This is a genomic window from Flavobacterium soyae, from assembly GCF_045348165.1.
GTDB classification, from domain to species: domain Bacteria; phylum Bacteroidota; class Bacteroidia; order Flavobacteriales; family Flavobacteriaceae; genus Flavobacterium; species Flavobacterium soyae.
Map to the genome: position 1 here is coordinate 3,576,002 of NZ_CP150845.1, position 20,635 is coordinate 3,596,636.

The 20,635-nt window shown below is 34.8% G+C and carries 16 protein-coding genes and 1 pseudogene; 9 read left to right on the forward strand and 8 right to left on the reverse strand.

Going from position 1 to position 20,635, the window contains the following annotated elements; translation table 11 throughout:
- Nucleotides 1-130: 130 nt before the first annotated feature.
- From ric to AABD74_RS15285, 6 genes are all read right to left on the reverse strand, one after another.
- Nucleotides 131-847 carry an iron-sulfur cluster repair di-iron protein gene (gene ric / locus AABD74_RS15260; protein WP_406843432.1) on the reverse strand — a complete coding sequence of 239 codons (717 nt, stop codon included), beginning with the start codon at nt 845-847 and terminating at the stop codon, nt 131-133.
- 34 nt (nt 848-881) lie between these two features.
- The gene (gene nadB, locus AABD74_RS15265) at nt 882-2,393 is read right to left on the reverse strand and encodes an L-aspartate oxidase (protein WP_406843433.1); all 1,512 of its coding nucleotides are present in this window, start codon (nt 2,391-2,393) and stop codon (nt 882-884) included.
- Between the two features lie 618 nt (nt 2,394-3,011).
- Nucleotides 3,012-5,249 (reverse strand): nitric-oxide reductase large subunit, encoded by a 2,238-nt coding sequence (locus tag AABD74_RS15270; protein WP_406843434.1) that lies wholly within the window; start codon nt 5,247-5,249, stop codon nt 3,012-3,014.
- A 43-nt stretch (nt 5,250-5,292) separates the two neighbouring features.
- Nucleotides 5,293-5,820 (reverse strand): azurin, encoded by a 528-nt coding sequence (gene azu / locus AABD74_RS15275; RefSeq protein WP_406843435.1) that lies wholly within the window; start codon nt 5,818-5,820, stop codon nt 5,293-5,295.
- 110 nt (nt 5,821-5,930) lie between these two features.
- A complete protein-coding gene (locus tag AABD74_RS15280) occupies nt 5,931-7,925 on the reverse strand; it encodes a TonB-dependent receptor domain-containing protein (RefSeq protein WP_406843436.1) in 1,995 nt (664 codons plus the stop codon).
- Nucleotides 7,926-7,985: 60 nt separating this feature from the next.
- Nucleotides 7,986-8,837: a FixH family protein gene (locus AABD74_RS15285; RefSeq protein ID WP_406843437.1), complete on the reverse strand. Its 852-nt coding sequence runs from the start codon at nt 8,835-8,837 to the stop codon at nt 7,986-7,988.
- Nucleotides 8,838-9,415: 578 nt separating this feature from the next.
- Between AABD74_RS15285 and AABD74_RS15290 the strand changes: the two genes are divergently transcribed.
- From AABD74_RS15290 to AABD74_RS15320, 7 genes are read left to right on the forward strand one after another with little or no spacing between them, the layout of a single operon-like run.
- Complete coding sequence (locus AABD74_RS15290) at nt 9,416-9,892, forward strand: c-type cytochrome (protein WP_406843438.1); 477 nt, start codon at nt 9,416-9,418, stop codon at nt 9,890-9,892.
- Between the two features lie 41 nt (nt 9,893-9,933).
- Nucleotides 9,934-11,907 carry a Sec-dependent nitrous-oxide reductase gene (gene nosZ, locus AABD74_RS15295; protein WP_406843439.1) on the forward strand — a complete coding sequence of 658 codons (1,974 nt, stop codon included), beginning with the start codon at nt 9,934-9,936 and terminating at the stop codon, nt 11,905-11,907.
- 58 nt (nt 11,908-11,965) lie between these two features.
- A complete protein-coding gene (locus AABD74_RS15300; RefSeq protein ID WP_406843440.1) occupies nt 11,966-12,970 on the forward strand; it encodes a nitrous oxide reductase accessory protein NosL in 1,005 nt (334 codons plus the stop codon).
- Nucleotides 12,971-13,006: 36 nt separating this feature from the next.
- Nucleotides 13,007-14,239 (forward strand): nitrous oxide reductase family maturation protein NosD, encoded by a 1,233-nt coding sequence (locus AABD74_RS15305; protein ID WP_406843441.1) that lies wholly within the window; start codon nt 13,007-13,009, stop codon nt 14,237-14,239.
- Complete coding sequence (locus tag AABD74_RS15310) at nt 14,236-14,958, forward strand: ABC transporter ATP-binding protein (RefSeq protein WP_406843442.1); 723 nt, start codon at nt 14,236-14,238, stop codon at nt 14,956-14,958. The genes AABD74_RS15305 and AABD74_RS15310 overlap by 4 nt, the downstream gene beginning before the upstream one ends.
- Complete coding sequence (locus AABD74_RS15315) at nt 14,942-15,709, forward strand: ABC transporter permease subunit (protein WP_406843443.1); 768 nt, start codon at nt 14,942-14,944, stop codon at nt 15,707-15,709. Before AABD74_RS15310 ends, AABD74_RS15315 begins: the two co-directional genes overlap by 17 nt.
- Nucleotides 15,710-15,732: 23 nt before the next feature.
- On the forward strand, nt 15,733-16,116 hold the full coding sequence (locus tag AABD74_RS15320) for a group III truncated hemoglobin (RefSeq protein ID WP_406843444.1): 384 nt from the start codon (nt 15,733-15,735) through the stop codon (nt 16,114-16,116).
- Nucleotides 16,117-16,288: 172 nt separating this feature from the next.
- Here AABD74_RS15320 and AABD74_RS15325 read toward each other — a convergent pair whose 3' ends face one another.
- A complete protein-coding gene (locus tag AABD74_RS15325; RefSeq protein ID WP_406843445.1) occupies nt 16,289-16,885 on the reverse strand; it encodes a Crp/Fnr family transcriptional regulator in 597 nt (198 codons plus the stop codon).
- 402 nt (nt 16,886-17,287) lie between these two features.
- On the opposite strand from AABD74_RS15325, the gene hemN reads away from it, so the two are divergent.
- Entirely contained in the window at nt 17,288-18,652 is a 1,365-nt protein-coding gene (hemN, locus tag AABD74_RS15330; RefSeq protein ID WP_406843446.1) for an oxygen-independent coproporphyrinogen III oxidase, read from the forward strand.
- Between the two features lie 327 nt (nt 18,653-18,979).
- Nucleotides 18,980-19,585, forward strand: a pseudogene (locus AABD74_RS15335) (Crp/Fnr family transcriptional regulator).
- Nucleotides 19,586-19,590: 5 nt separating this feature from the next.
- Here the strand turns inward: AABD74_RS15335 and nadA are convergent.
- The gene (gene nadA, locus AABD74_RS15340) at nt 19,591-20,520 is read right to left on the reverse strand and encodes a quinolinate synthase NadA (protein ID WP_406843447.1); all 930 of its coding nucleotides are present in this window, start codon (nt 20,518-20,520) and stop codon (nt 19,591-19,593) included.
- Between the last annotated feature and the right edge of the window lie 115 nt (nt 20,521-20,635).

The following is a 20,635-nucleotide window of genomic DNA, read 5'->3' on the forward strand; positions in this document are numbered from 1 at the left end:
ATCTAATCTTTAATAGGAGAGCTGCGAATTCTAACCTTAAGATTTAGTAATTGATTTAGAAGGAATATTATTTTTCAGAATAGTATGTGCAACGATTGTGTGATAAAACTAATAATTTAAAGAACTTTATCTAAGCTTTTTCAAGTGCTACGGATTTTGGAAATAAAATATTATTCTCCAGATGAATATGCTTGTGCAGGTCACGTTCAAATTCTTTAAGCATTGCAAAAGTTACTTTATAAGTATTGCAGGTATCTGCTGGAGCGGTATAATTTTTGGTTAATGCAGCAATTTTTTTAAAGCGTTGTCCTACTGTATCATGTTCTTCTTTAATTAAAAGTATTTGATTTTCAAGAGTTCCAAAGTGTGCTATCTCTAAAAATAATCCTTTCGCATGCGCCTCATTTATTTTTTTTATAAAAGGAAAAAGGATCTGTTCTTTTTTTCTCATATTAGCAGAGAGATCTAAGGCAGATTCAGTAAATAAAGTATTAATTTCAAAGAGGTCAGGATATGTTTCACCATGAAGAGTACATAATTCATTTAATAATTTACGCAACACGGGTGTTTTTTCAGCCACATATCGATGATGTGTTTTTTCTATATAGTCTGCCAACAGATCCGATGACCATGATTTATAATTAAAAGATTGGTTGGCCGAATTATTTTTTGCACGATCAAGCTCATCAATTAGAAGAGACTCCTCAATGCCTCGTTTTTTGCAGACTTCTTTTAAGGTACGATGACCTTTGAAACAAAAATCAATGCTATATTTTGAAAAAATTGCTGCCGTTCTAAAATCATTAGCTACGATTTCGCCTATTGTGGTTTTATTTGTTGTTTTCATAAAGAAATTTATTATCAAGGTTTAAGGTTAATTATTAGCATGAATGCGTTTTTTCACGTTGGCATTGTTTAATAATAACTAATGCCGTTGTAAGCATATTTGAAAACTCAATAAATGGAATTGTAATTTCATTTCTATCTATAAGATTTTCTGCTTCATTTTTTAGCATTTTTATTTTTAGCATTGCCAAATGGGTATCCCGGACATCGCTGGTATAAAAAGAAGTTATAAGTTTCTGTAGTTCTTTTTTCAAAATTAGGAATGCTTCATAATCATTTTTAATTTTTGCATTTGGAAATTTTGGAAGAAGGATTTTTGAAGAAAAAATAAATGCTGCAATAGTTTTATCAATGTTGTTAGATGCCTGATGAGCAAAGACCAAGGCTTCAAGAAGTGAGTTGGAAGCCAGACGATTTTTTCCATGCAACCCAGTTCTGGCGCATTCACCAATGGCATATAAATTTTTGATTGTAGTAACACCGTTACGGTCTACTTTAATGCCTCCGCATTGGTAATGAGCAGCAGGAAGAATGGGAATCAGATCTTTTTCGGGATATAAACCTATTGCATTGCAATGGGCAGAGATAGAAGGAAAATGTTTAAAAAAATCAGCTTGATCTAAATGTCTGCAATCCAGATATACATGCTTTTTTTGAGTTTCCAGCATTTCGATACTTATAGCACGGGAAACAATATCGCGGGTAGCTAGTTCGCCTCTTAAATCGTATTTAAAAAGAAATCTTTTGTGTTCGTCGTTTACAATATAGGCTCCAAAACCTCTTACAGCTTCTGAAATTAAGAATAGCGGATTTTTATTCCCGGACGCTAATGCTGTAGGGTGAAATTGCATGTATTGCATATCTTCGATTTCGACTCCTGCACGAGCCGCCATTGCAATACCGTCTCCAGTAGCAATCGCAGGATTGGTTGTGTATTCAAAAAGTTGTCCGCAACCGCCTGTGCTAAGTACAATAGCTCTGGTACGTATGTATTTTATTGTGTTATTGTTTTTATCATAAAAAAAAGCACCTGTGCAATTCGCTTCATTGCGCTTTGTTTCAGTATTTAATTCTATAACCTGATGATTTTCTAAAAGTTCAATATTTGATGTTTGAGTGATGATGGAAAGAAGCTTTTTTTCGATTTCTAATCCTGAACTGTCTTTATGATGTAGAATTCGATGTTGTGAATGGCCACCTTCTAGACCTAAATCCCATTGCCCTTCCTGATTTTTATCAAACGAGGCACCAAGTTCTATTAGTTCTTTCAATCTTTCGGGAGCTTGTTCAATAACCATTTTAACAATTTCTTCATCACAAAAGCCGGCGCCAGATCGCACCGTATCTTTTATATGCTGTTCAAAACTATCTTTCAAATGATTGGTGACTACAGCAATTCCTCCTTGTGCAAGTTGCGTATTGGTGTTGGTTGCTATTTCTTTTGTCATAATACAAATAGATAAATCGGGGCGTTTTCTTGCCGTTTTAATGGCAAAAAATAGTCCTGAAATACCAGAACCTACTATTAGAATATCAGTCTTAGGCATGTTTTTAGGTTTAAGAAAGTTTAAGCATTTTTACGGGTTTGAGCGTTTCACGCTTCACTTATTCATTTATTTAATTCGAAACATTTATTTTTAATATTTAGATAAGTTTTTTACAGTGTATTTATTTTGATAGAGATTTGTTTATTACCTATCAGTCTTGTGTGGAAGGAGTCGAAATCAAATTTTCATAAAACACTGCTTTTAAAGGCTCGTGCAAGATTCCGACTTCTGTAACCACAATGAAAACGGTAGTAGGGGTCCGTTTTAATAAATTAGATAATGACGTATGTCAACCAATATCAAGCTGCCTGTAAAATATGAATTCATATTCTTGATGTGCAACAATTCTAGCGGTTCGGTATTTTTTGAAAATTTGAAACATCCGGTCTAATAGTAAAACATGAGCTTACATGAGAACATCTAAAGCACTAATTACCCTGAGTTTCTTTTTGAGATAGCTCCTTAAATTTTCACCAAAGATGATTTTTTATTGAGCGGAATTGATGATGACTTTTTTATTTGAAGTAAAAAATAAGTTGCTCAAGGCTTTGAATTCCACCGAACAATTACATTTGAAAGAAACTCTGGGAGAATATACTCCCAGATGTTCTATTTAGTTTACTTACTTTTTTTTCTAAGGGTAAGGTCAAAGACAAACCAGCATAATGCCAATACACCAAATCCGAAGATACTATCGCCGATAGCCCTAAGCCATTTCAAGGTTACCATCGCTGGCTGTTGCATTAGTTCGGCCGAACGTGCATACCACATTCCATGTTCGATACTTTCTATAGCTTGCCAAATTCCAACAGGAAGAAGACTCAGTAAAGCCATAGCCAGCAATCCGATATTAGTAGACCAGAATATGAATTTCATTACTTTTTCATTCCATATCTCATGTCTGTACAAACTGCGCAGCACAAATAGCATCAAACCAATCCCAAGCATACCATAAACTCCAAATAAAGCAGTATGTCCATGCAAAGGGGTTGTGTTTAAACCCTGAACATAATACAAAGCAATAGGCGGATTAATGATAAAACCAAATACCCCTGCTCCTAAAAAATTCCAGAAAGCAACCGCAATCATAAAATAGATAGGCCATTTATAATCCTTGATCCATTGTGTCGATTTTGAAAGTTTGTAGTTATGATAGGCTTCATAGCCAATTAAGACCAGAGGCACAATCTCTAATGCACTAAAAGTTGCCCCGAGAGCCATGACAGCAGTGGGAGTTCCTGCGAAATAAAGATGATGAAATGTTCCTAATATTCCTCCAGACATAAAAATGATGGTAGAGAAAATAACATTCAGGGTTGCTGTTTTTGTTTTTAACAAACCTAATCGAACAAATAAGAACGCAATTACAACGGTGGCAAACACTTCAAAAAAGCCTTCTACCCATAGGTGTACAACCCACCATCTCCAATATTCTGCAATGGCTAAATTGGTTTGTCGCCCCCACATAAGGCCAGCTGCATAGAATGTTGCAATAGCTGTACATGAGATTAAAAACATAATGATAAGATTCCTTTCTCCTGTTTTTTTCTTCAGTACCGGAAGTAAAGGACGAACCATTAATGCAAGCCAAAGAAACAATCCTACAAGAAGGAATATTTGCCAGAATCGACCTAAATCTACATATTCGTAACCTTGATGACCAAACCAGAAGTTTTCTACCAGATTAAGTTTCTGCATTACTCCAAACCATTGTCCTGCCATTGATCCTAGTACAATTAAAAGTAAAGCATAAAACAAAAAGTCTACTCCAAATGTTTGAAATTTTGGATCCTTACCAGAAACAGCTGGAGCTATATATAATCCAGTTGCAAGCCAAGCCGTCGCTATCCAGAATATGGCCAGTTGAGTGTGCCAGGTTCTTGTTACTGCGTAAGGCAGAATCTGATCTAATGGAACACCAAAGAATCCGTTTCCTTCTACGCCATAGTGTGCGGTAATGACCCCCATTACAACTTGCAATACAATCAAAAGGCTTACAATCCACAGATATTTTTTTATTCGATACATCGAAGGTGTCATCCCTTGTTTCAATAAGGGATCTTGGACTGGTATTTCAAAATGTTCGTCTTCTCCAGATCGTACATGATAAAAAATAAGAATTCCGATGCAAAATAAAAGTAGTATGATACTGACTCCTGACCATACCAGAAGATCTTTCGTTGCCACATTTCCAACTAATTCATCTGATGGCCAGTTGTGTGTGTATGAAATTGTCTGATTTGGTCTTTCTGTTACTGTGGCCCAAGTTGCCCAAAAGAAAAAGGCATTCATTTTATGCATTCTTTCGGGATCTTTTATCGACATTTTAGGAATAGCATAGTTATGACGCAGTGTTTCGAACTTGGGATCATCCATAAACAATCCTTCATAATATTTACTCAAATAGGTTATGGCTTCAATCCTGTTTTGAGAAATGGTTATGATACCAGTACTGCTGTCGTAGGTGTTTTTACGAACATCATTTTGAAGCCTTATTTTCATTCCGGCCTGTTGCTCTTCTGTCAGTTCTGCAAAATTTTTTGAATATTCTTTTTGGGATAATTTATCCAAAATAAACACCGCTTCTCGATGCAGCCAGTCTGCAGTCCAATCTGGCGCTACATAAGCACCATGTCCCCAAATAGTACCAACTTCCTGTCCGCCCATACTTTGCCATACATTCTGCCCATCCTTAATTTCCTCAGCGGTAAAGATTATGGTGTTGTTTGGCCCGACAATCTCGGTTGGAATAGGAGGCGCTTCCTGATAAATCTCGTATCCGTAATATCCTAATACTGAAAAAGAGATACTCATCACAAGTGCAAATCCTATCCAAAGTTTTTTTTCCTTGTTCATTTATAATAATTTTTAGTTGTATTTTATTTGAAAGCCAACTGATTTATTCCACAATTAGTTTTCCTTTCATCATCGAAACATGTCCGGGGAATGAGCAGATAAAATCGTAAGTTCCTGGTTCGTCTATTGTAAACTCGATGATATCGCTTTCGCCGCCGCCAATTACTTTTGTATGGGCAATTACTTTTGCTTTTTCAGATGCCGGTATGTAATCTGTATCTTTAGCCTCTACAGCTTTAAGTGTAAAATCAGAAATATCAGTTCCGGGTTTTAGAATTACCAAATTATGTCCCATTGCGGTTTTTTCCATCTTGCCGACATGCTTTAACGTGAGGGTAATTTTCCCTGCAGGAGCTCGTAATTCATTTACAGAATATTGCATCTGATCGTTGCTTTCGATATGAAGATCATTTGTAGCGACTGGAGTTTCGATCGGATGTTCTTCATAAGGTTCTTCAGTGGTAGGTGTTGCAACTGGTTCTATTTCTTTTGAATCTTTTTTTCCACATGAGAATAAACTGAAAATAGCAAAAATTGCTACGGCGATGGTAATCTTGAAAGACTTTTTCATTGTTTTGGTATTTGAATGTTATTGAAATTTAATACTGTAAAAGTATAACCATCGGTTTTTTTAGTTTATGATTCTAATCATAAGAGTGGATTTATTTTTTGTTTCCAATCTTAGTGAAAACTATAAGTAAGATTTATAAAAGCATTCCGTCCCATTCGCGGTATTTTGTTCCAGTCTGAAAAAGTAGTGTAATATTTATCAAAAATATTTTCAATACCTGTCTGCGCTTTTATTTTATTTTGATGCCAATCAAAGCTATAACCTGCATGGATATTAAATATCAGGTAATCGGGTGTTTTGGTTTGTCCGTATACTTTTGCAAACTCATTTTGTGCAAGATTTCCAGAGGCAAATATTCCCGCATTGAGTTTTTCTTTTTTAAATTCTATTCCGGCATTATATCGGAGCGGACTTATAAATGGAAGGTTGTTTTCCTGATCATCTTTGCCCAGACTGTAGGCGATCTGTGTTTTTAAATTCCAGTTTTGCAAAAAGGAGTATTCCAGATTAAAATCAGTATTAAAAATCGAAGCGTAATTAAGAGCGTCGTAGATCTTTACACCAGTAGCTCCAATAGTCATGGGCAGTATTTTTGGATCAATTTTCCCGATGATATAATTCGAGATATGGAAATATGAAGCCGTAACTTTCGAAGTCAGTCGGCTGTTTTTAAATCCAAAAGACAAGTTTCCTTCAACAGCCTTTTCATTTTTTAAATTTGGATTTCCTATATAATCATAAAAATCATTGCTGTTATAAAGATAGAAACCATAACCTTCGGAGACTGACGGCGCTCTTTCGGCGTAAGCCAAACCAAATCCGAATTCAAGTTTACCAGTATTTTTGGTATAATTTCCGGAGAAACTCTTTAAGAATCGGTTTTTTGTGTTATTCATTTCCGGATAAAAAATACGAAGGCTTTGTAATCCGAAATCATTGGCTACTGTATTCGAATGAAATCCAAGATTGGTGCTGATTCTAAGTACAGCTTCTGGAGAAATTTTAATATTATCTTCTAATGATAATCCGTTATACAGCGTTCGAACATCAGGCCAGGTGTACATGAACATAAGATTCTCTATAGGATCAGCGGGATACATTGTCATTTCGGCGACAGCCTTATTATAAAAAGAATTCAAATCGGCTAGAAACTCATGATTTTTGTGTTTTCCTTTTATTTTGGAATAAAACCCATAAGTGTCAGACCAGCCTGGCATATCCATATGGATAGCAACTAGTGGCCTTTTTGTGTCGTCCATTTTGTGGGTAATGGTATTAAAATACCCTTTTGTTTCCAAACTAGAAATAAAAGCAGAATCGGGGATGTATTTATAACTCAATGACATAATTTTAGCCTCTGCCAATGAGACATCCATAGGAAGGGCAGGATATCCAACATTTGTAGCTTTATCATAAATTAGCGATGTTTCGAGTACATTTTTTTTATTGATAAAATAACCCGCATTGAACGAAATATTGTATTTGGTAAATTGAGAAAAGTTAATTTCTTTTCTGTTTCCGGTTTTGTAGTTTTCGGCATCACGATGCATAAAATCGACATGAGCAAAGAAGGTACTATCATTGTAACCCAAAGCAGCACCAATAATTTTTTGTTGGTTATTACTTTCATAACCCGAGGCTAAATTGCCATTCCAGCCGTTTTCTCTCTGGTTAAATTGATTTCGTTTTAAATCTATCGAACCTCCAATAGTAGCGCCATGACAGCTTGCCTGCTGACCAGAGGCAACTGTGGCTTCGGATAAATTTGAAACTTCGACATAAGAAGTCGCCGGATCCATTTTGTCAGTACATGCACCAAAAATGCGCATACCGTCAATGGTAATTACGGTACGCTCGGGCGACATATTATTAATTGTTGGTTCCCATGCATACGCACCTCTTTTAATCATATTTATTTTGGAAGATCCCATTAGATAATCTTCTACAGAGGTTAACGATTTGGGTTGTTTGAGATTCAAAGGTGTTTTTTTTCCTATAACTATAATTTCATTGAGAGTTACTGATGCAAGACTATCATTCTTTTTTTCCTGTGCCCAGCAAACTGTCGAAAATATAGCTAAAAGGACTGCTGTTATATTTTTCATTGTGAGATAATTATAAGAAAGAGATGATTAAACCATCTCTTTCGTGTTGCTATTGAGTTTTTAAAATTCAATTTCGAAAAAAAGACTACTTGCCGGATTTTCTGTCGTTACAGGTTCTCCTTTAAGTACATCATCTGAAGCATTTAAAAGTTGTAGATTAATTTTCCAATAGCCAGTCATAGTTAAAGAAAGCTTTCCGTTATAAAAGCCATCGATTGTAGATTGGGTTAAATCAGTATTGTTAGGCGAACCATGATTTCCCATGCTGGGCATTCTAGGATCCATTTTTATTTTGAAATCGTTCACGACAGCAAACGTCATCATATCCTGCATTTTATAAACCACTACACTAATATTATTCGTGGCTACTTTTGGGTTTTGAGGAGCGATATAGGCAACCACATAGCGACCACCATCGGTTCCGTTAAAAGTACTTACGGTTCGTTTTGCTGAAGCCGGAACTTTGATATTATCAGAAGCTGTGTACGGAATAGTATTTACAGTATATTTAATTGTAAGATTCCAGTATTCAGTATCATTTTGAGCCATTTGAAAGATAATATCACCTTCGTATAGAGTTTGTTTGTCCGAAGTTTTGGCGACAGCTGATTTTGGACATGAATGCTCCATCATAGCCATATGCATAAGTGGCAACCAGCTTATTTTGGCATCTTTAATATAAGCATTCGTTTTTTTGTCTTTAATTCTAAGTGTTATATGATTATAACCCTGAAGTAAGGTACCGCTTTTAGAATAAAGCTCTATAGTATGGTTTTCATTGGATATTTCCTGAATTTTTTGAAGACCCGTGGTTTCATCAATTGGAATTTCAGTTGATGAATTATCATCTGAAGAACAAGAGAAAAAGGTCATAGCTAGAGCTAAAATGGTTATGTATTTTAAAATTTTCATTTGAATATTAATTTAAATTATGGATAATAGGGCTTGCTCCGAATGTAAATCCGGATGAGAAGAAATTAGATAATCGAAAAATTAATACTTGAAAACGGGTGGATGAAACACAAAATGAGTGTTCAGATAAACGTAAAGATTTTTATATAGTGAGTTTATTTCTAAAATGACATTTTGGCCATTTTGAAAACTAAAAACAGGAATGTTTTCAAAATATAACAGAATAGTTTCCGTGATTTCACTTTTTTTCTCGTTCGAGGAAGGTGTCTCATTTTTTAAGGCTTTTGCCAACTCTTTCTTGAAATGGCATTTTCCGTTGCAGCCCAGTTCAGGAGTGTCTTTATTTTCGCATAATTCTGTAGAAATGTAACGGTAATTCAGTACGTAATCCAAGATTGGAAATACAGGTCTAAATAATACTGCAAAAAGGAATATGTAAATACAAAATTTCATTAACTGTATTTTGGAGGTACGAAGGTATCATGAACTTTTTTTTCATGTTATGATTATGATCATACTTTATGAAATACAAGTTTTGGAATTTTGTTCCAAAGTTTAACAAATTAAAAACCTTAGTAATGAACAGATTATTTTTATTAACGATGTTTGGTTCTTTCTTATTTGTTTCGTGTGGGAAAGAAAAATCGAATACAGATCAGGATTTTTCAACTCCTACTGCAACAGAAAAAACAGCTGAAGCAGAATCATACGATCCTAAAAGAGGACTTGGAAAATATTCTACAATTGAATTAGGTGCTTCCTTAGATGGGCCAATGGCTGAAAAAGGATTAAAAGTAGCCGAAGTAAAATGTACGTCCTGTCACAAATCTACAGATGAAAAATTGGTAGGGCCCGGATGGAAAGGCGTTACAGAACGCAGAACTCCTCAATGGATTATGAATTTTATTACCAATCCTGATCCTATGATTGACAAAGACCCTGAATTACAGGCTCAATTAGAACTCTGTATGATTCGTATGCCTAATCAAGGTCTGACAGATGATGAAGCCAGAAGTATACTCGAATACATGCGCCAGAACGATGGTGTGAAATAATCAATCAGGATAAAAAAATTAAAATTCTAAATGAGAATATTATGAAAAATAAATTATTAAAATCAATTTTCGCCATTGCTTTAGGCTGTGCCTTCTTTGTTTCCTGTAAGCCCAGGGATTCTAGCGATACTGTGGATGGTGATGCTGCACAAAAAGTCTATGTTGCTCCGGGTAAGTATGATGAGTTCTATAATTTTGTATCGGGTGGTTTCAGCGGTCAGGTGAGTGTTTATGGCCTTCCCAGCGGAAGATTGTTAAGAGTAATGCCGGTATTCTCCGAAGATCCGCAAAGTGGTTATGGTTACAGTGAAGAAACTAAAGCTATGTTGAATACTTCACATGGTTATGTGCCATGGGATGATCAGCATCACTTAGACTTATCACAAACTAATGGAGAAGTGGACGGACGCTGGCTTTTCGCCAATGCTAATAATACACCAAGGATTGCACGTATTGACCTGAAAACTTTTAGAACGGCAGAGATAATTGAGCTTCCAAATTGTGGAGGAAACCATTCATCTCCTTTTATCACACAAAACACAGAGTATATTGTGGGGGCAAGCCGTTTTAGTGTTCCTGCAGATAATGATGATGGAGATGTACCCATTAATACATACAAGAAAAACTTTAAAGGACATCTGAGTTTTGTAAAAGTGGGTAAAGAAGGAGAGTTGGATCTTGCCTTTCAAATTGTAACTCCAGGTGTTAATTTTGATCTTAGCCATCCGGGGAAAAAAGAATCTCACGGTTGGTTCTTTTTCTCCTGTTACAACACTGAACAAGCAAATACTTTACTTGAAGTAAATGCTTCTAAAAATGATAAGGATTTTATCATGGCAGTAAACTGGAAAAAAGCAGAAGAATATATCAAAGCCGGAAAAGGAAAACGTGTGCCAGCTAATTATGTTCATAATACCTGGGATGAGAAAACCCAGACTGCTAAATCTGAGACAAAAAAAGAGGTATTAATTCTTGACGCTTCGGAGTTAAAAGATATTTGTTATATGATTCCTTGTCCTAAATCTCCACACGGTTGTGATATTGATCCAACAGGTGAATATATTGTTGGAAGCGGAAAACTAGCAGCCCTTATTCCTGTATTTAGTTTTACAAAACTGAAAGATGCTATTGCCAAAAAACAATTTGATGGTGCTTATGCCGGAATTCCTGTGGTTAAATACGAAGCAGTTCTTCATGGCGAGGTTCAAAAACCAGGATTAGGGCCTCTTCATACCGAATTTGACGGAAAAGGAAATGCCTATACTACAATGTTTGTATCGTCTGAAGTCGTAAAATGGAACATTAAAGATTTAAAAGTTCTGGACAGAAAAGCCACCTATTATTCTCCAGGGCATTTAATGATTCCGGGAGGCAATACAGAGAAACCTTTTGGAAAATATATGGTGGTTTATAATAAAATTACCAAAGACCGCTTTTTGCCAACAGGCCCGGAATTGGCACAAAGTGCGCAGTTGTTTGATATTAGCGGAGATAAAATGAAACTGTTATTGGATTATCCAACCATTGGAGAACCACATTACGCGCAAGGTATTCCTGCTGATAAAATACGTAATAACGGTCAGTTAAAGTATTACAAAATGGCAGATAATCTGCATCCTTACGTTGCCAGAGGTGAAAAAGAAACCAAAGTGGTAAGAGAAGGAAATAAAGTACATGTTTATATGACTTGTATCCGTTCACATTTTGCTCCGGATAATATTGAAGGGATACGAGTAGGGGATGAAGTTTATTTTCATGTTACCAATTTGGAACAGGATTGGGATGTTCCTCACGGATTTGCTATAAAAGGAGCCAATACCGCAGAGTTGCTGATCATGCCAGGAGAAACGCTTACCCTAAAATGGGTTCCTCTGAAAAAAGGAATATTCCCATTCTATTGTACGGATTTCTGTAGTGCACTTCATCAAGAAATGCAGGGTTATGTTAGAGTTTCACCTACAGGAAGTAATGTTCCAATTACGTATAGTTTGGGTACTAATCTACCAAAGGAATAGCTAGTAACCAGTAAAGGGAGCAAAGTTTTCTTTGTTCCCTTTTTAATTTTGAATTATCATGAAAAATAAAATACTTTCAACTTTTTCAAGAGCAGTACTTTTTGTGTGTGGTTTTCTGCTAATCGGATCTATTTTTGTCCCCATGTGGAAAATTGAACTTACAGCTCCGCAATATCCTGAAGGTTTAGTTTTAAAACTCCATGCCACAAAAATTGCCGGAGATGTAGATATAATCAACGGATTAAATCACTATATAGGCATGAAAACACTGCATACCGAAGATTTTGTCGAGTTTAAAATCCTCCCATATATTTTAGGCATGTTTGGCGTCATTGCTTTAAGTTGTAGCTTTTTTGCTAAGCGAAACTCTTTATATATATTCTTTTCTTCTTTTGTGCTTTTTGGAGTTCTAGCCGCTATTGATTTTTACAGATGGAATTATGACTACGGTCATAATTTAGACCCAAATGCAGCCATACGAGTTCCTGGTATGGCGTACCAGCCTCCATTACTGGGCTATAAACAGTTATTGAATTTTGGCGCTTATTCTATACCTGATATTGGAGGATGGATGCTTATTACAGTTGGAATCTTACTGTTTTTGGCTATAATAAAGGAAAAAAAATCAGCTTCAGGATTTGATAAATTTTTTAGCATTTTGATTATTTCTTCTTTTCTTTTTTCATGTTCAGGAGACAAACCAATTCCAATTAAATTAAATACTGACAATTGTGATTTTTGCAAAATGGGAATCAGCGACGGGAAATATGGCGCAGAAATTATTACCCAAAAAGGTAGGGCTTATAAGTTTGATGATATTGCTTGTATGGTCAACTATTGTAAAGAACATCCAGAAATGCAAATTAAGGCTTATTATGTCCACGATTATACAAAAGATAATGAATTGATTCCGGTAGAGAAAGCCTTCTTTATTTCAGGAGGTACTATAAAAAGTCCTATGAATGGTAAGATGGCAGCATTTTCGAATAAAAGCCAAGCAAAAGCTTTTGAAGCAGAATTAAAAGCGATAGAAATAGAATGGATGGCGATTATAGAAAAATAGAGCCAAAATGAAATTGCTAATTAAAATCAACCAAACATGAAAATACTTCTCTGTCTTTGTTTCTCATTGTTTTTGACCTGTCTCTATTCTCAAAGGATAGAAGTAGGAAAGGATAAAACGATAAAAACAATAAAAAAAGCTATAAATCTGGCAAATCCCGGCGATACGGTGTTGGTTTACAAAGGTGTTTATAGGGAAGGAAACATAGTGATAGATAAAAAAATAATACTGCAGGGAATTGGCTTTCCTATTCTCGATGGCCAAAAAAAACATGAAGTGGTTTCGATTAAAGCGGATAGTATAACCATCGCAGGTTTTAAAGTCATAAATTCAGGGTATGCCTCCCTGAATGATCCCTGCGGTATTAAAATATATAATAAAACTGGAGTTACGATAAAAGACAATATTCTGGAGAATAATTTCTTTGGGATTTATGTTCAAAAAGGAATTGGCTGCATTATAAAAAACAATAAGATAAAAGCCTATCAGAAAGAAGAACAACGCATTGGAAACGGTATTCATTGCTGGAAAAGCGAAAACTTGCAGATTATTGGAAATCAAATATCGGGACATCGGGACGGTATTTACTTTGAGTTTGTTTCTAATTCCATTATCTGGAGAAACATCTCAAGAAGTAATATTCGATACGGACTTCATTTCATGTTTTCTAATGATGATTCGTACATCTCGAATGTATTCAAAAATAATGGAGCAGGAGTGGCAGTCATGTTTACTAAAAATGTAAAAATGTTCAATAATTATTTTGAAGAAAATTGGGGAGATGCCGCTTATGGATTATTGCTAAAAGAAATTTCGGACAGTTATATTATTGGAAATAAATTCATCCGCAATACTTCGGGAATTTATATGGAAGGAACAAGTCGGGTTACGCTTTCAAAAAATATATTTAAAGATAACGGCTGGGGCATGAAAATTCAGGCAAGCTGTATGGATAACGAGATTTCCTTTAATAATTTTCTGGCCAATACTTTTGATATCAGCACCAACGGAAGTTTAGTGCTCAATCATTTCAATAATAATTATTGGGATAAATATGAAGGTTACGACCTCAATCGGGATGGAATTGGAGATGTATCTTTTCATCCGCTGAGTCTTTTTGCTGTTCTTACGGAAAACAATCCGTCTGCGATGTTATTATTCAGGAGTTTCATGATTACACTTCTTGATAAATCAGAAAAGATTTTGCCAAGCATTACCCCGGATAATTTTGTCGATCAAACCCCCGAAATGAAATCTCTTGTACTATGATTACTTTACAAAATATAAATAAAAAATTCGGCAGGCTTCATGTATTACAAAATGTGAATCTTAAATTTAACGCAGGGGAATGCATTGCACTTATTGGTCCAAATGGCTGTGGAAAAACGACCTTGATAAAATCCATCCTGGGAATGGTTTTGCCTGACAGCGGCGATATTTTATTCAATGCAGAATCTATTCTTAAAAAGGTTGAGTACAGAAGTACTATTGGTTACATGCCACAAATTGGCAGGTATCCTGATTATATGACGATCGGGCAAATTATCGCTATGATCAAACAAATAAGGAATTCGAAAGCCGTGATGGATGAAGATTTAGTGAAAGCCTTTAAATTCGATAAAATGAAAGATAAACAAATGCGCACGCTCTCTGGCGGTACAACCCAAAAGGTAAGTGCAGCATTAGCCTTTCTTTTTAACCCTGATGTCCTTATACTTGATGAACCAACTGCAGGATTGGATCCGTTGGCATCAGAAATCCTGAAGGAGAAAATTATTAAAGAAAAAGAAAAAGGAAAATTAATTTTGATTACCTCACATTTACTAAGTGAACTTGATGATATGATTACCCAGATTATTTTTATGCAGGACGGTAAAGTGCATTTTCATCAAAAAATAAACGACCTGCTTGAATCAACAGGTGAAATGAAAATTTCAAAAGCCATATCTAAAATTTTAAAAGAAAAGAGTCATGAGCAGGATCGTTAAAATTGTATTGTTGGATATTCTTAAGAATAAAATCGTACTGAGTTACACTTTTATTTTGGCTTTACTTTCCTGGGGGTCTTTTGGACTGGAAGATAATTCAGCTAAAGGACTACTGACAATTTTGAATGTAATTTTGTTTACAGTACCATTAGTTTCGATACTTTTTTCAACGATATACATTTATAACAGTTCAGAATTTATTGAACTGTTGCTCAGTCAGCCTTTAAAACGGAAAAAAATATGGATTAGTCTGTTTGCCGGACTTTCTATTGCAATGGTTTTGGCTTTTTTACTGGGAGCTGGAGTTCCACTTCTAATTAACGCACCAGATGCTGCCGGACTTATGATGCTTTTGTCAGGATGTATAATTTCGGCTGTTTTTGTGTCCTTAGCTTTTTTGAGCTGTATTTTGACTCGGGATAAAGCAAAAGGAATCGGTTTAGCAATTATGTTCTGGCTTTATTTTGCAATACTTTTTGATGCTTTAGTTTTGTTTCTGTTGTTTCAGTTTGCGGAGTATCCTATTGAAGAGGCAATGGTGGGGGTAACGGCCTTAAGCCCGATAGATCTCGCACGTATTCAGATCCTGCTACACCTTGATCAGTCAGCTATGATGGGCTACACCGGCGCTATTTTTAAAGATTTTTTTGGAACAACTATTGGACTGATAATCTCTTTTTTGCTATTGATTTTATGGATTGCAATACCATTTTTTATTTCAGTTAGAAAATTTAATAGAAAAGATCTTTAACGATTTTATTTCAGTAACCAATTATGAAAGAGAAGATAAAAACAGATATTAAAAACAGACAGGACATCAAAATATTGGTCGATGCGTTTTATCGAAAGGTTGAGACAGACCCGACTATTGGATATTTATTTACGAAAGTTGCTAATGTTAAGTGGGAAAAGCATCTTCCAATCATGTATGATTTTTGGGATAATATTCTTTTTCATACCGGAAATTTTGAAGGAAACCCGATGATGAAGCATCGAGTTTTAAATCAGAAAAGTCCTTTAACTGAAACTCATTTTAAACATTGGAATAAGTTGTGGAAAAAGACTGTTGATGATTTATTTGAAGGAGTAAAAGCATCCGAAGTAAAGATTAGGGCTGACAGTATTTCAAAAATGATGATGAATAAAGTGATAAAGTAGAGTGATAAAGTAGAGTGATAAAGTAAAGAAACGGGAACTCGAAGAGCTCCCGTTTCTTAAAATTAAATGCTATTAGAGCTGAATTAATAATTTTCATTTAACCTTGTCAAAGAAAGAAAAATGTTTGAAGAAAATATATGATCCGAATCATATTTCAAAGTATTTAGAAATTTCAATAAAATATTTTATGATCTATAATTTCTATTTTTTTTTTCTTATTCATAATAGAAATTGTCCGAATGACCGTCTCAACACGCAAACCAGTAAAATCTGCAATTTCTTGGCGGGTATAATGAATTTTTAATTTTTCATTTAGGGGGATATTTTGCTGTTTTTTTAAATTATCCAGGAAATATTTTACCCGGTATTCAGGTTTATGATTAATTATATTTTTGGAAAATACTATTTTATTGTAAACTCTCCAAGCAAAGACTTTTAATATTTTTGATTGGATTTCTGGATTTTCTTCTAGTAATAAAAAGAAGTTGGCTTTGGAAAGTTTTAATAGCACACAATCTGTCTGCGCTACAGCTGAGGCTGGGTAGGGCTGATCGATAAAGAGGGGCGGCTCTCCAAAACTGCTTCCCTTTTCAAAGATCCCAACCGTCAGGTCTTTTCCGTCTTCATTGGTATAGGTCATTTTTACAATGCCTTCAAGAATCTGATAGAAGTACAGGGGAGGATCGTTTTCATAAAAGATGATAGCGTTTTTGGCTGTCTTTTTTGCAACAGCACCCCAAGTGAAGAGTAAATCTGTATCAATATCCATTTTTTCTAAATTTATATCCATTTATAGATGATCCAAAATGTTTTATTATCCGAATCCAATACCTGCGGTTATTATTGATTTTCATGCATTTTGAGGTGTTTGTTTTAAACAAAGAAAAGAAATCAAAGAAAAAAAAAACATGATAAATATTAGGTTTTGAAAGTTTTGTTGAATTAGCGTAGTTTTTAAATTAAAGATTTATAAAAATATATTTTTATCTTCAAACTAGTAGTTAATCTTTTGGAAATCATTGTGTAATCTTCAAGGTTATGATATTTATCATATTACTAAAGCCGAATACTTCGGATATTTGTAAAGTAGCGAGAATAGCTTACAAGATTCATTTTCAATAAAAAAAGATTGACTGTTTCATTTTCCTTCATGATTTCTAAAATTAAAATTATGTCAAAGTCTTTAATTCAAAAATATAATGTTCCCGGTCCTCGATATACCAGTTATCCAACTGTTCCGTATTGGAATGAATTACTTTTTTCAATAGAGGAATGGAAGATTTCTTTTCAAAAATCATTCTTGGAGAGCAATTCACAAAATGGAATGAGCTTATATATTCATTTGCCTTTTTGTGAAAGTTTATGCACTTTTTGCGGATGCAACAAACGAATTACCAAAAACCATTCAGTGGAAGAAAAATACATCATGGCTGTTTTAAAAGAATGGAAAATTTACTGTGGACTGTCTACTGAAAGACCGATCATAAAAGAAATTCATTTGGGAGGTGGAACTCCTACTTTTTTCTCATCAAATAATTTAGAAAATCTTATAAACGGTATTTTTACTTTAGCCAATAAAGCTGAAAGTCATGAATTTAGTATTGAAGGCCATCCCAACAATACAACTTATGAGCAGCTTAAAAAATTATATAATTTAGGATTCCGCAGGGTAAGTTTTGGTGTTCAGGACTACGCGGAAAAAGTGCAGAAAGCCATTCACAGGATTCAGCCTTTTCACAATGTGGCAAAAGTGACTTTTTGGGCAAAAGAAATTGGTTATACCTCCATTGGACACTATATTATTTTTGGATTGCCTTTTCAAACAATTGAAAACATTGTGGACACCATCGAAAAAACAAATTCTTTAAAACCAGACCGATTGGCGTTTTACAGCTACGTGCATACGCCCTGGATCAAAGGAAATGGACAACGTGGATTCAATGAATCCGACCTTCCAAAAGATATCGAAAAACGAACATTATATGAAACAGGAAAAAACCTGCTTTCTCAAAACGGCTATCATGAAATTGGGATGGATCACTTTGCTTTAGCTTCTGATAGTTTGTATAAGGCTGGTCATAATGGGGAATTGCATCGAAATTTTATGGGATATAGCTCTTCAAAAACCCAGTTAATGATTGGATTGGGAGTTTCAGCTATCAGTGACAGCTGGTACAGTTTTGCGCAAAATACAAAGAGATTGGAAGAATATTATCAACTGTTGGAGTGCGACCAACTGCCTGTTTTCAAAGGACATATACTTGACAATGAGGATTTAATTATTCGCAAACATATTCTCAATTTAACCTGTCAATTTGAAACTTCGTGGGATGATAAAGCTTTTTATTTTGACGAATTACAAGGTGTTTTGTCCGATTTAAAGGAATTGGAAAATGATAATCTGGTAATTATCGAAGAAAATAGAATCGAGATCACAGATGCAGGCAGACCTTTCGTCCGTAATATTTGTATGGCTTTCGATTTGCATTTGAAAAGAAAATCTCCCGAAACTAATCTTTTTTCAATGACAGTCTAAACGATTAATGGAATTCCTTGCACAAATTGACTCATATTCTGAAATTTTCTAGGTATGCTAATTATCAAACATGATATCCTGGCAGGGTTGAATCATTTAACTACTTTCTGGATTTAAGATCACATCGATATGACAGTAGCCACTGTATCAATCTTTAAAGAATAATTTTGCTGGAAAAGAAAATTATTCAAATTTCTCAAGTAATGTAGTGTAGTAACTCTAATTATTCTACTTTTGCAGCAAAAAATTACTATGAATAAATGCGATCAATGTATTGTAAGACAGCTTAGTGCCCTAAAAGCAGTAAACAAAGAGCAAATCATATAATTGGCAAATAGTAAAAGCACTCAGGTAATTAAAAAAGGGGAGGCTATAATAGAGGAAGGAGAAGTAATTAATGGGGTTTTCTGTATAAAAGATGGTATTGGAAAACTTTCTAAATTAAGTGCCAATGGAAGGGACCAGATTGTTAAACTTGTAAAGTCAGGTGAACTTCTGGGGTAACGTTCAATGATCAGCAATGAACCTGCAAACTTGTCGGCTACAGCAATTGATGATATGGAAGTTTGTTTTATTCCAAAATCTGAAATCATTCAATTTTTTAATAATAACAATCAGTTTTCAATGAACTTAATGCAGTCTGTTTGTGATGATTTGAAACATGCTGATGAGCATACTGTGGATATGGTCCAGAAAACAGTTAAGGAACGACTGGCTGAAAAGTTATTATATCTTAATGACACCTTTGGTGTAAATGCTGATCAATCCTTAAAAGTGCAATTATCAAGAGAGGAACTGGCCGGAATGACCGGTACAGCCACCGAGAGTTGCATCCGATTGCTGTCTGAGTTTAAAAAATCAGGGCTGATCGAATTAAAAGGAAAGCTGATTTTTTTAAAGGATATTAAGGGATTAAAAAAAGAAGCCAGCTAACATCATCATCTGGATAATTTCAGCATTCTTTCAATAGGGATAAACGCTTTTTTCATTATATCAGCAGGAACTTTAATTTCAGGCGTTTCATTAAGCAAACAGTCGTATAATTTTTGTAACGTATTTACTTTCATGTACCCACATTGGCTGCAGGCACAAGTGTTGTCTTCGTTTGAAGGTGCCGGTATCAATATCTTATCAGGAACTTCCAGTTTCATCTTATGAAGGATTCCCACTTCTGTAGCCACAATAAATTTGTTGGCCGGATTGGTTTTAACATATTCAATCATTCCTGCTGTCGAACCAATATAGCTGGCTGTTTTTAAAATATGGGTTTCAGATTCAGGATGGGCAATAATTTGCGCATCTGGGTTTTGTTTGTATAATTCAATTAATTTATCTAATGAAAATGCTTCATGAACCACACATGCACCGTCCCAAAGCAACATTTCCCTGTCTGTTTGTTCCATTACATATTTTCCCAAATTTTTATCGGGAGCAAAAATAATGGGTTTGTCTTTTGGTATAGAATTGACGATTTTAACGGCATTAGAAGAAGTTACCACAATGTCAGTTAAAGCTTTAACCTCTGCAGAACAATTCACATATGTAATAACAATGTGGTCTGGATGGGCTTGGGTAAATTGTTGAAATAAATTGGCGGGACAAGAGTCAGCCAACGAGCAGCCTGCATTCAAATCGGGAAGAATAACTTTTTTACCTGGATTTAAAATTTTTGCAGTCTCAGCCATAAAATGTACTCCTGCAAAAACAATTATATCAGCATGCACCTGCATTGCTTCTTGTGACAATCCCAGGCTGTCGCCCACATAATCTGAAACATCCTGAATATCGGATTCTTGATAGTAGTGTGCCAGAATAACTGCATTCTTCTCTTTTTTTAGTTTCAGTATTCGCTCTTTAAGGTTTTTCATTATTAAATTATTTTTAATTATTCTCATTTGTTTTAAAACAAAAGAGTTGATGCTGATACGTATGTTGGATTTTTAAAATCGGTAAGTTTTTTGAAAATTAAGTTTTGTTCGTTTT

What these genes read in the sequence shown, in the direction of transcription:
- ric (WP_406843432.1), bottom strand. Translation starts at nt 847, where the DNA reads ATGAAAACAACAAATAAAACCACAATAGGCGAAATCGTAGCTAATGAT.
- nadB (WP_406843433.1), bottom strand. Translation starts at nt 2,393, where the DNA reads ATGCCTAAGACTGATATTCTAATAGTAGGTTCTGGTATTTCAGGACTA.
- AABD74_RS15270 (WP_406843434.1), bottom strand. Translation starts at nt 5,249, where the DNA reads ATGAACAAGGAAAAAAAACTTTGGATAGGATTTGCACTTGTGATGAGT.
- azu (WP_406843435.1), bottom strand. Translation starts at nt 5,820, where the DNA reads ATGAAAAAGTCTTTCAAGATTACCATCGCCGTAGCAATTTTTGCTATT.
- AABD74_RS15280 (WP_406843436.1), bottom strand. Translation starts at nt 7,925, where the DNA reads ATGAAAAATATAACAGCAGTCCTTTTAGCTATATTTTCGACAGTTTGC.
- AABD74_RS15285 (WP_406843437.1), bottom strand. Translation starts at nt 8,837, where the DNA reads ATGAAAATTTTAAAATACATAACCATTTTAGCTCTAGCTATGACCTTT.
- AABD74_RS15290 (WP_406843438.1), top strand. Translation starts at nt 9,416, where the DNA reads ATGAACAGATTATTTTTATTAACGATGTTTGGTTCTTTCTTATTTGTT.
- nosZ (WP_406843439.1), top strand. Translation starts at nt 9,934, where the DNA reads ATGAAAAATAAATTATTAAAATCAATTTTCGCCATTGCTTTAGGCTGT.
- AABD74_RS15300 (WP_406843440.1), top strand. Translation starts at nt 11,966, where the DNA reads ATGAAAAATAAAATACTTTCAACTTTTTCAAGAGCAGTACTTTTTGTG.
- AABD74_RS15305 (WP_406843441.1), top strand. Translation starts at nt 13,007, where the DNA reads ATGAAAATACTTCTCTGTCTTTGTTTCTCATTGTTTTTGACCTGTCTC.
- AABD74_RS15310 (WP_406843442.1), top strand. Translation starts at nt 14,236, where the DNA reads ATGATTACTTTACAAAATATAAATAAAAAATTCGGCAGGCTTCATGTA.
- AABD74_RS15315 (WP_406843443.1), top strand. Translation starts at nt 14,942, where the DNA reads ATGAGCAGGATCGTTAAAATTGTATTGTTGGATATTCTTAAGAATAAA.
- AABD74_RS15320 (WP_406843444.1), top strand. Translation starts at nt 15,733, where the DNA reads ATGAAAGAGAAGATAAAAACAGATATTAAAAACAGACAGGACATCAAA.
- AABD74_RS15325 (WP_406843445.1), bottom strand. Translation starts at nt 16,885, where the DNA reads ATGGATATTGATACAGATTTACTCTTCACTTGGGGTGCTGTTGCAAAA.
- hemN (WP_406843446.1), top strand. Translation starts at nt 17,288, where the DNA reads ATGTCAAAGTCTTTAATTCAAAAATATAATGTTCCCGGTCCTCGATAT.
- nadA (WP_406843447.1), bottom strand. Translation starts at nt 20,520, where the DNA reads ATGAAAAACCTTAAAGAGCGAATACTGAAACTAAAAAAAGAGAAGAAT.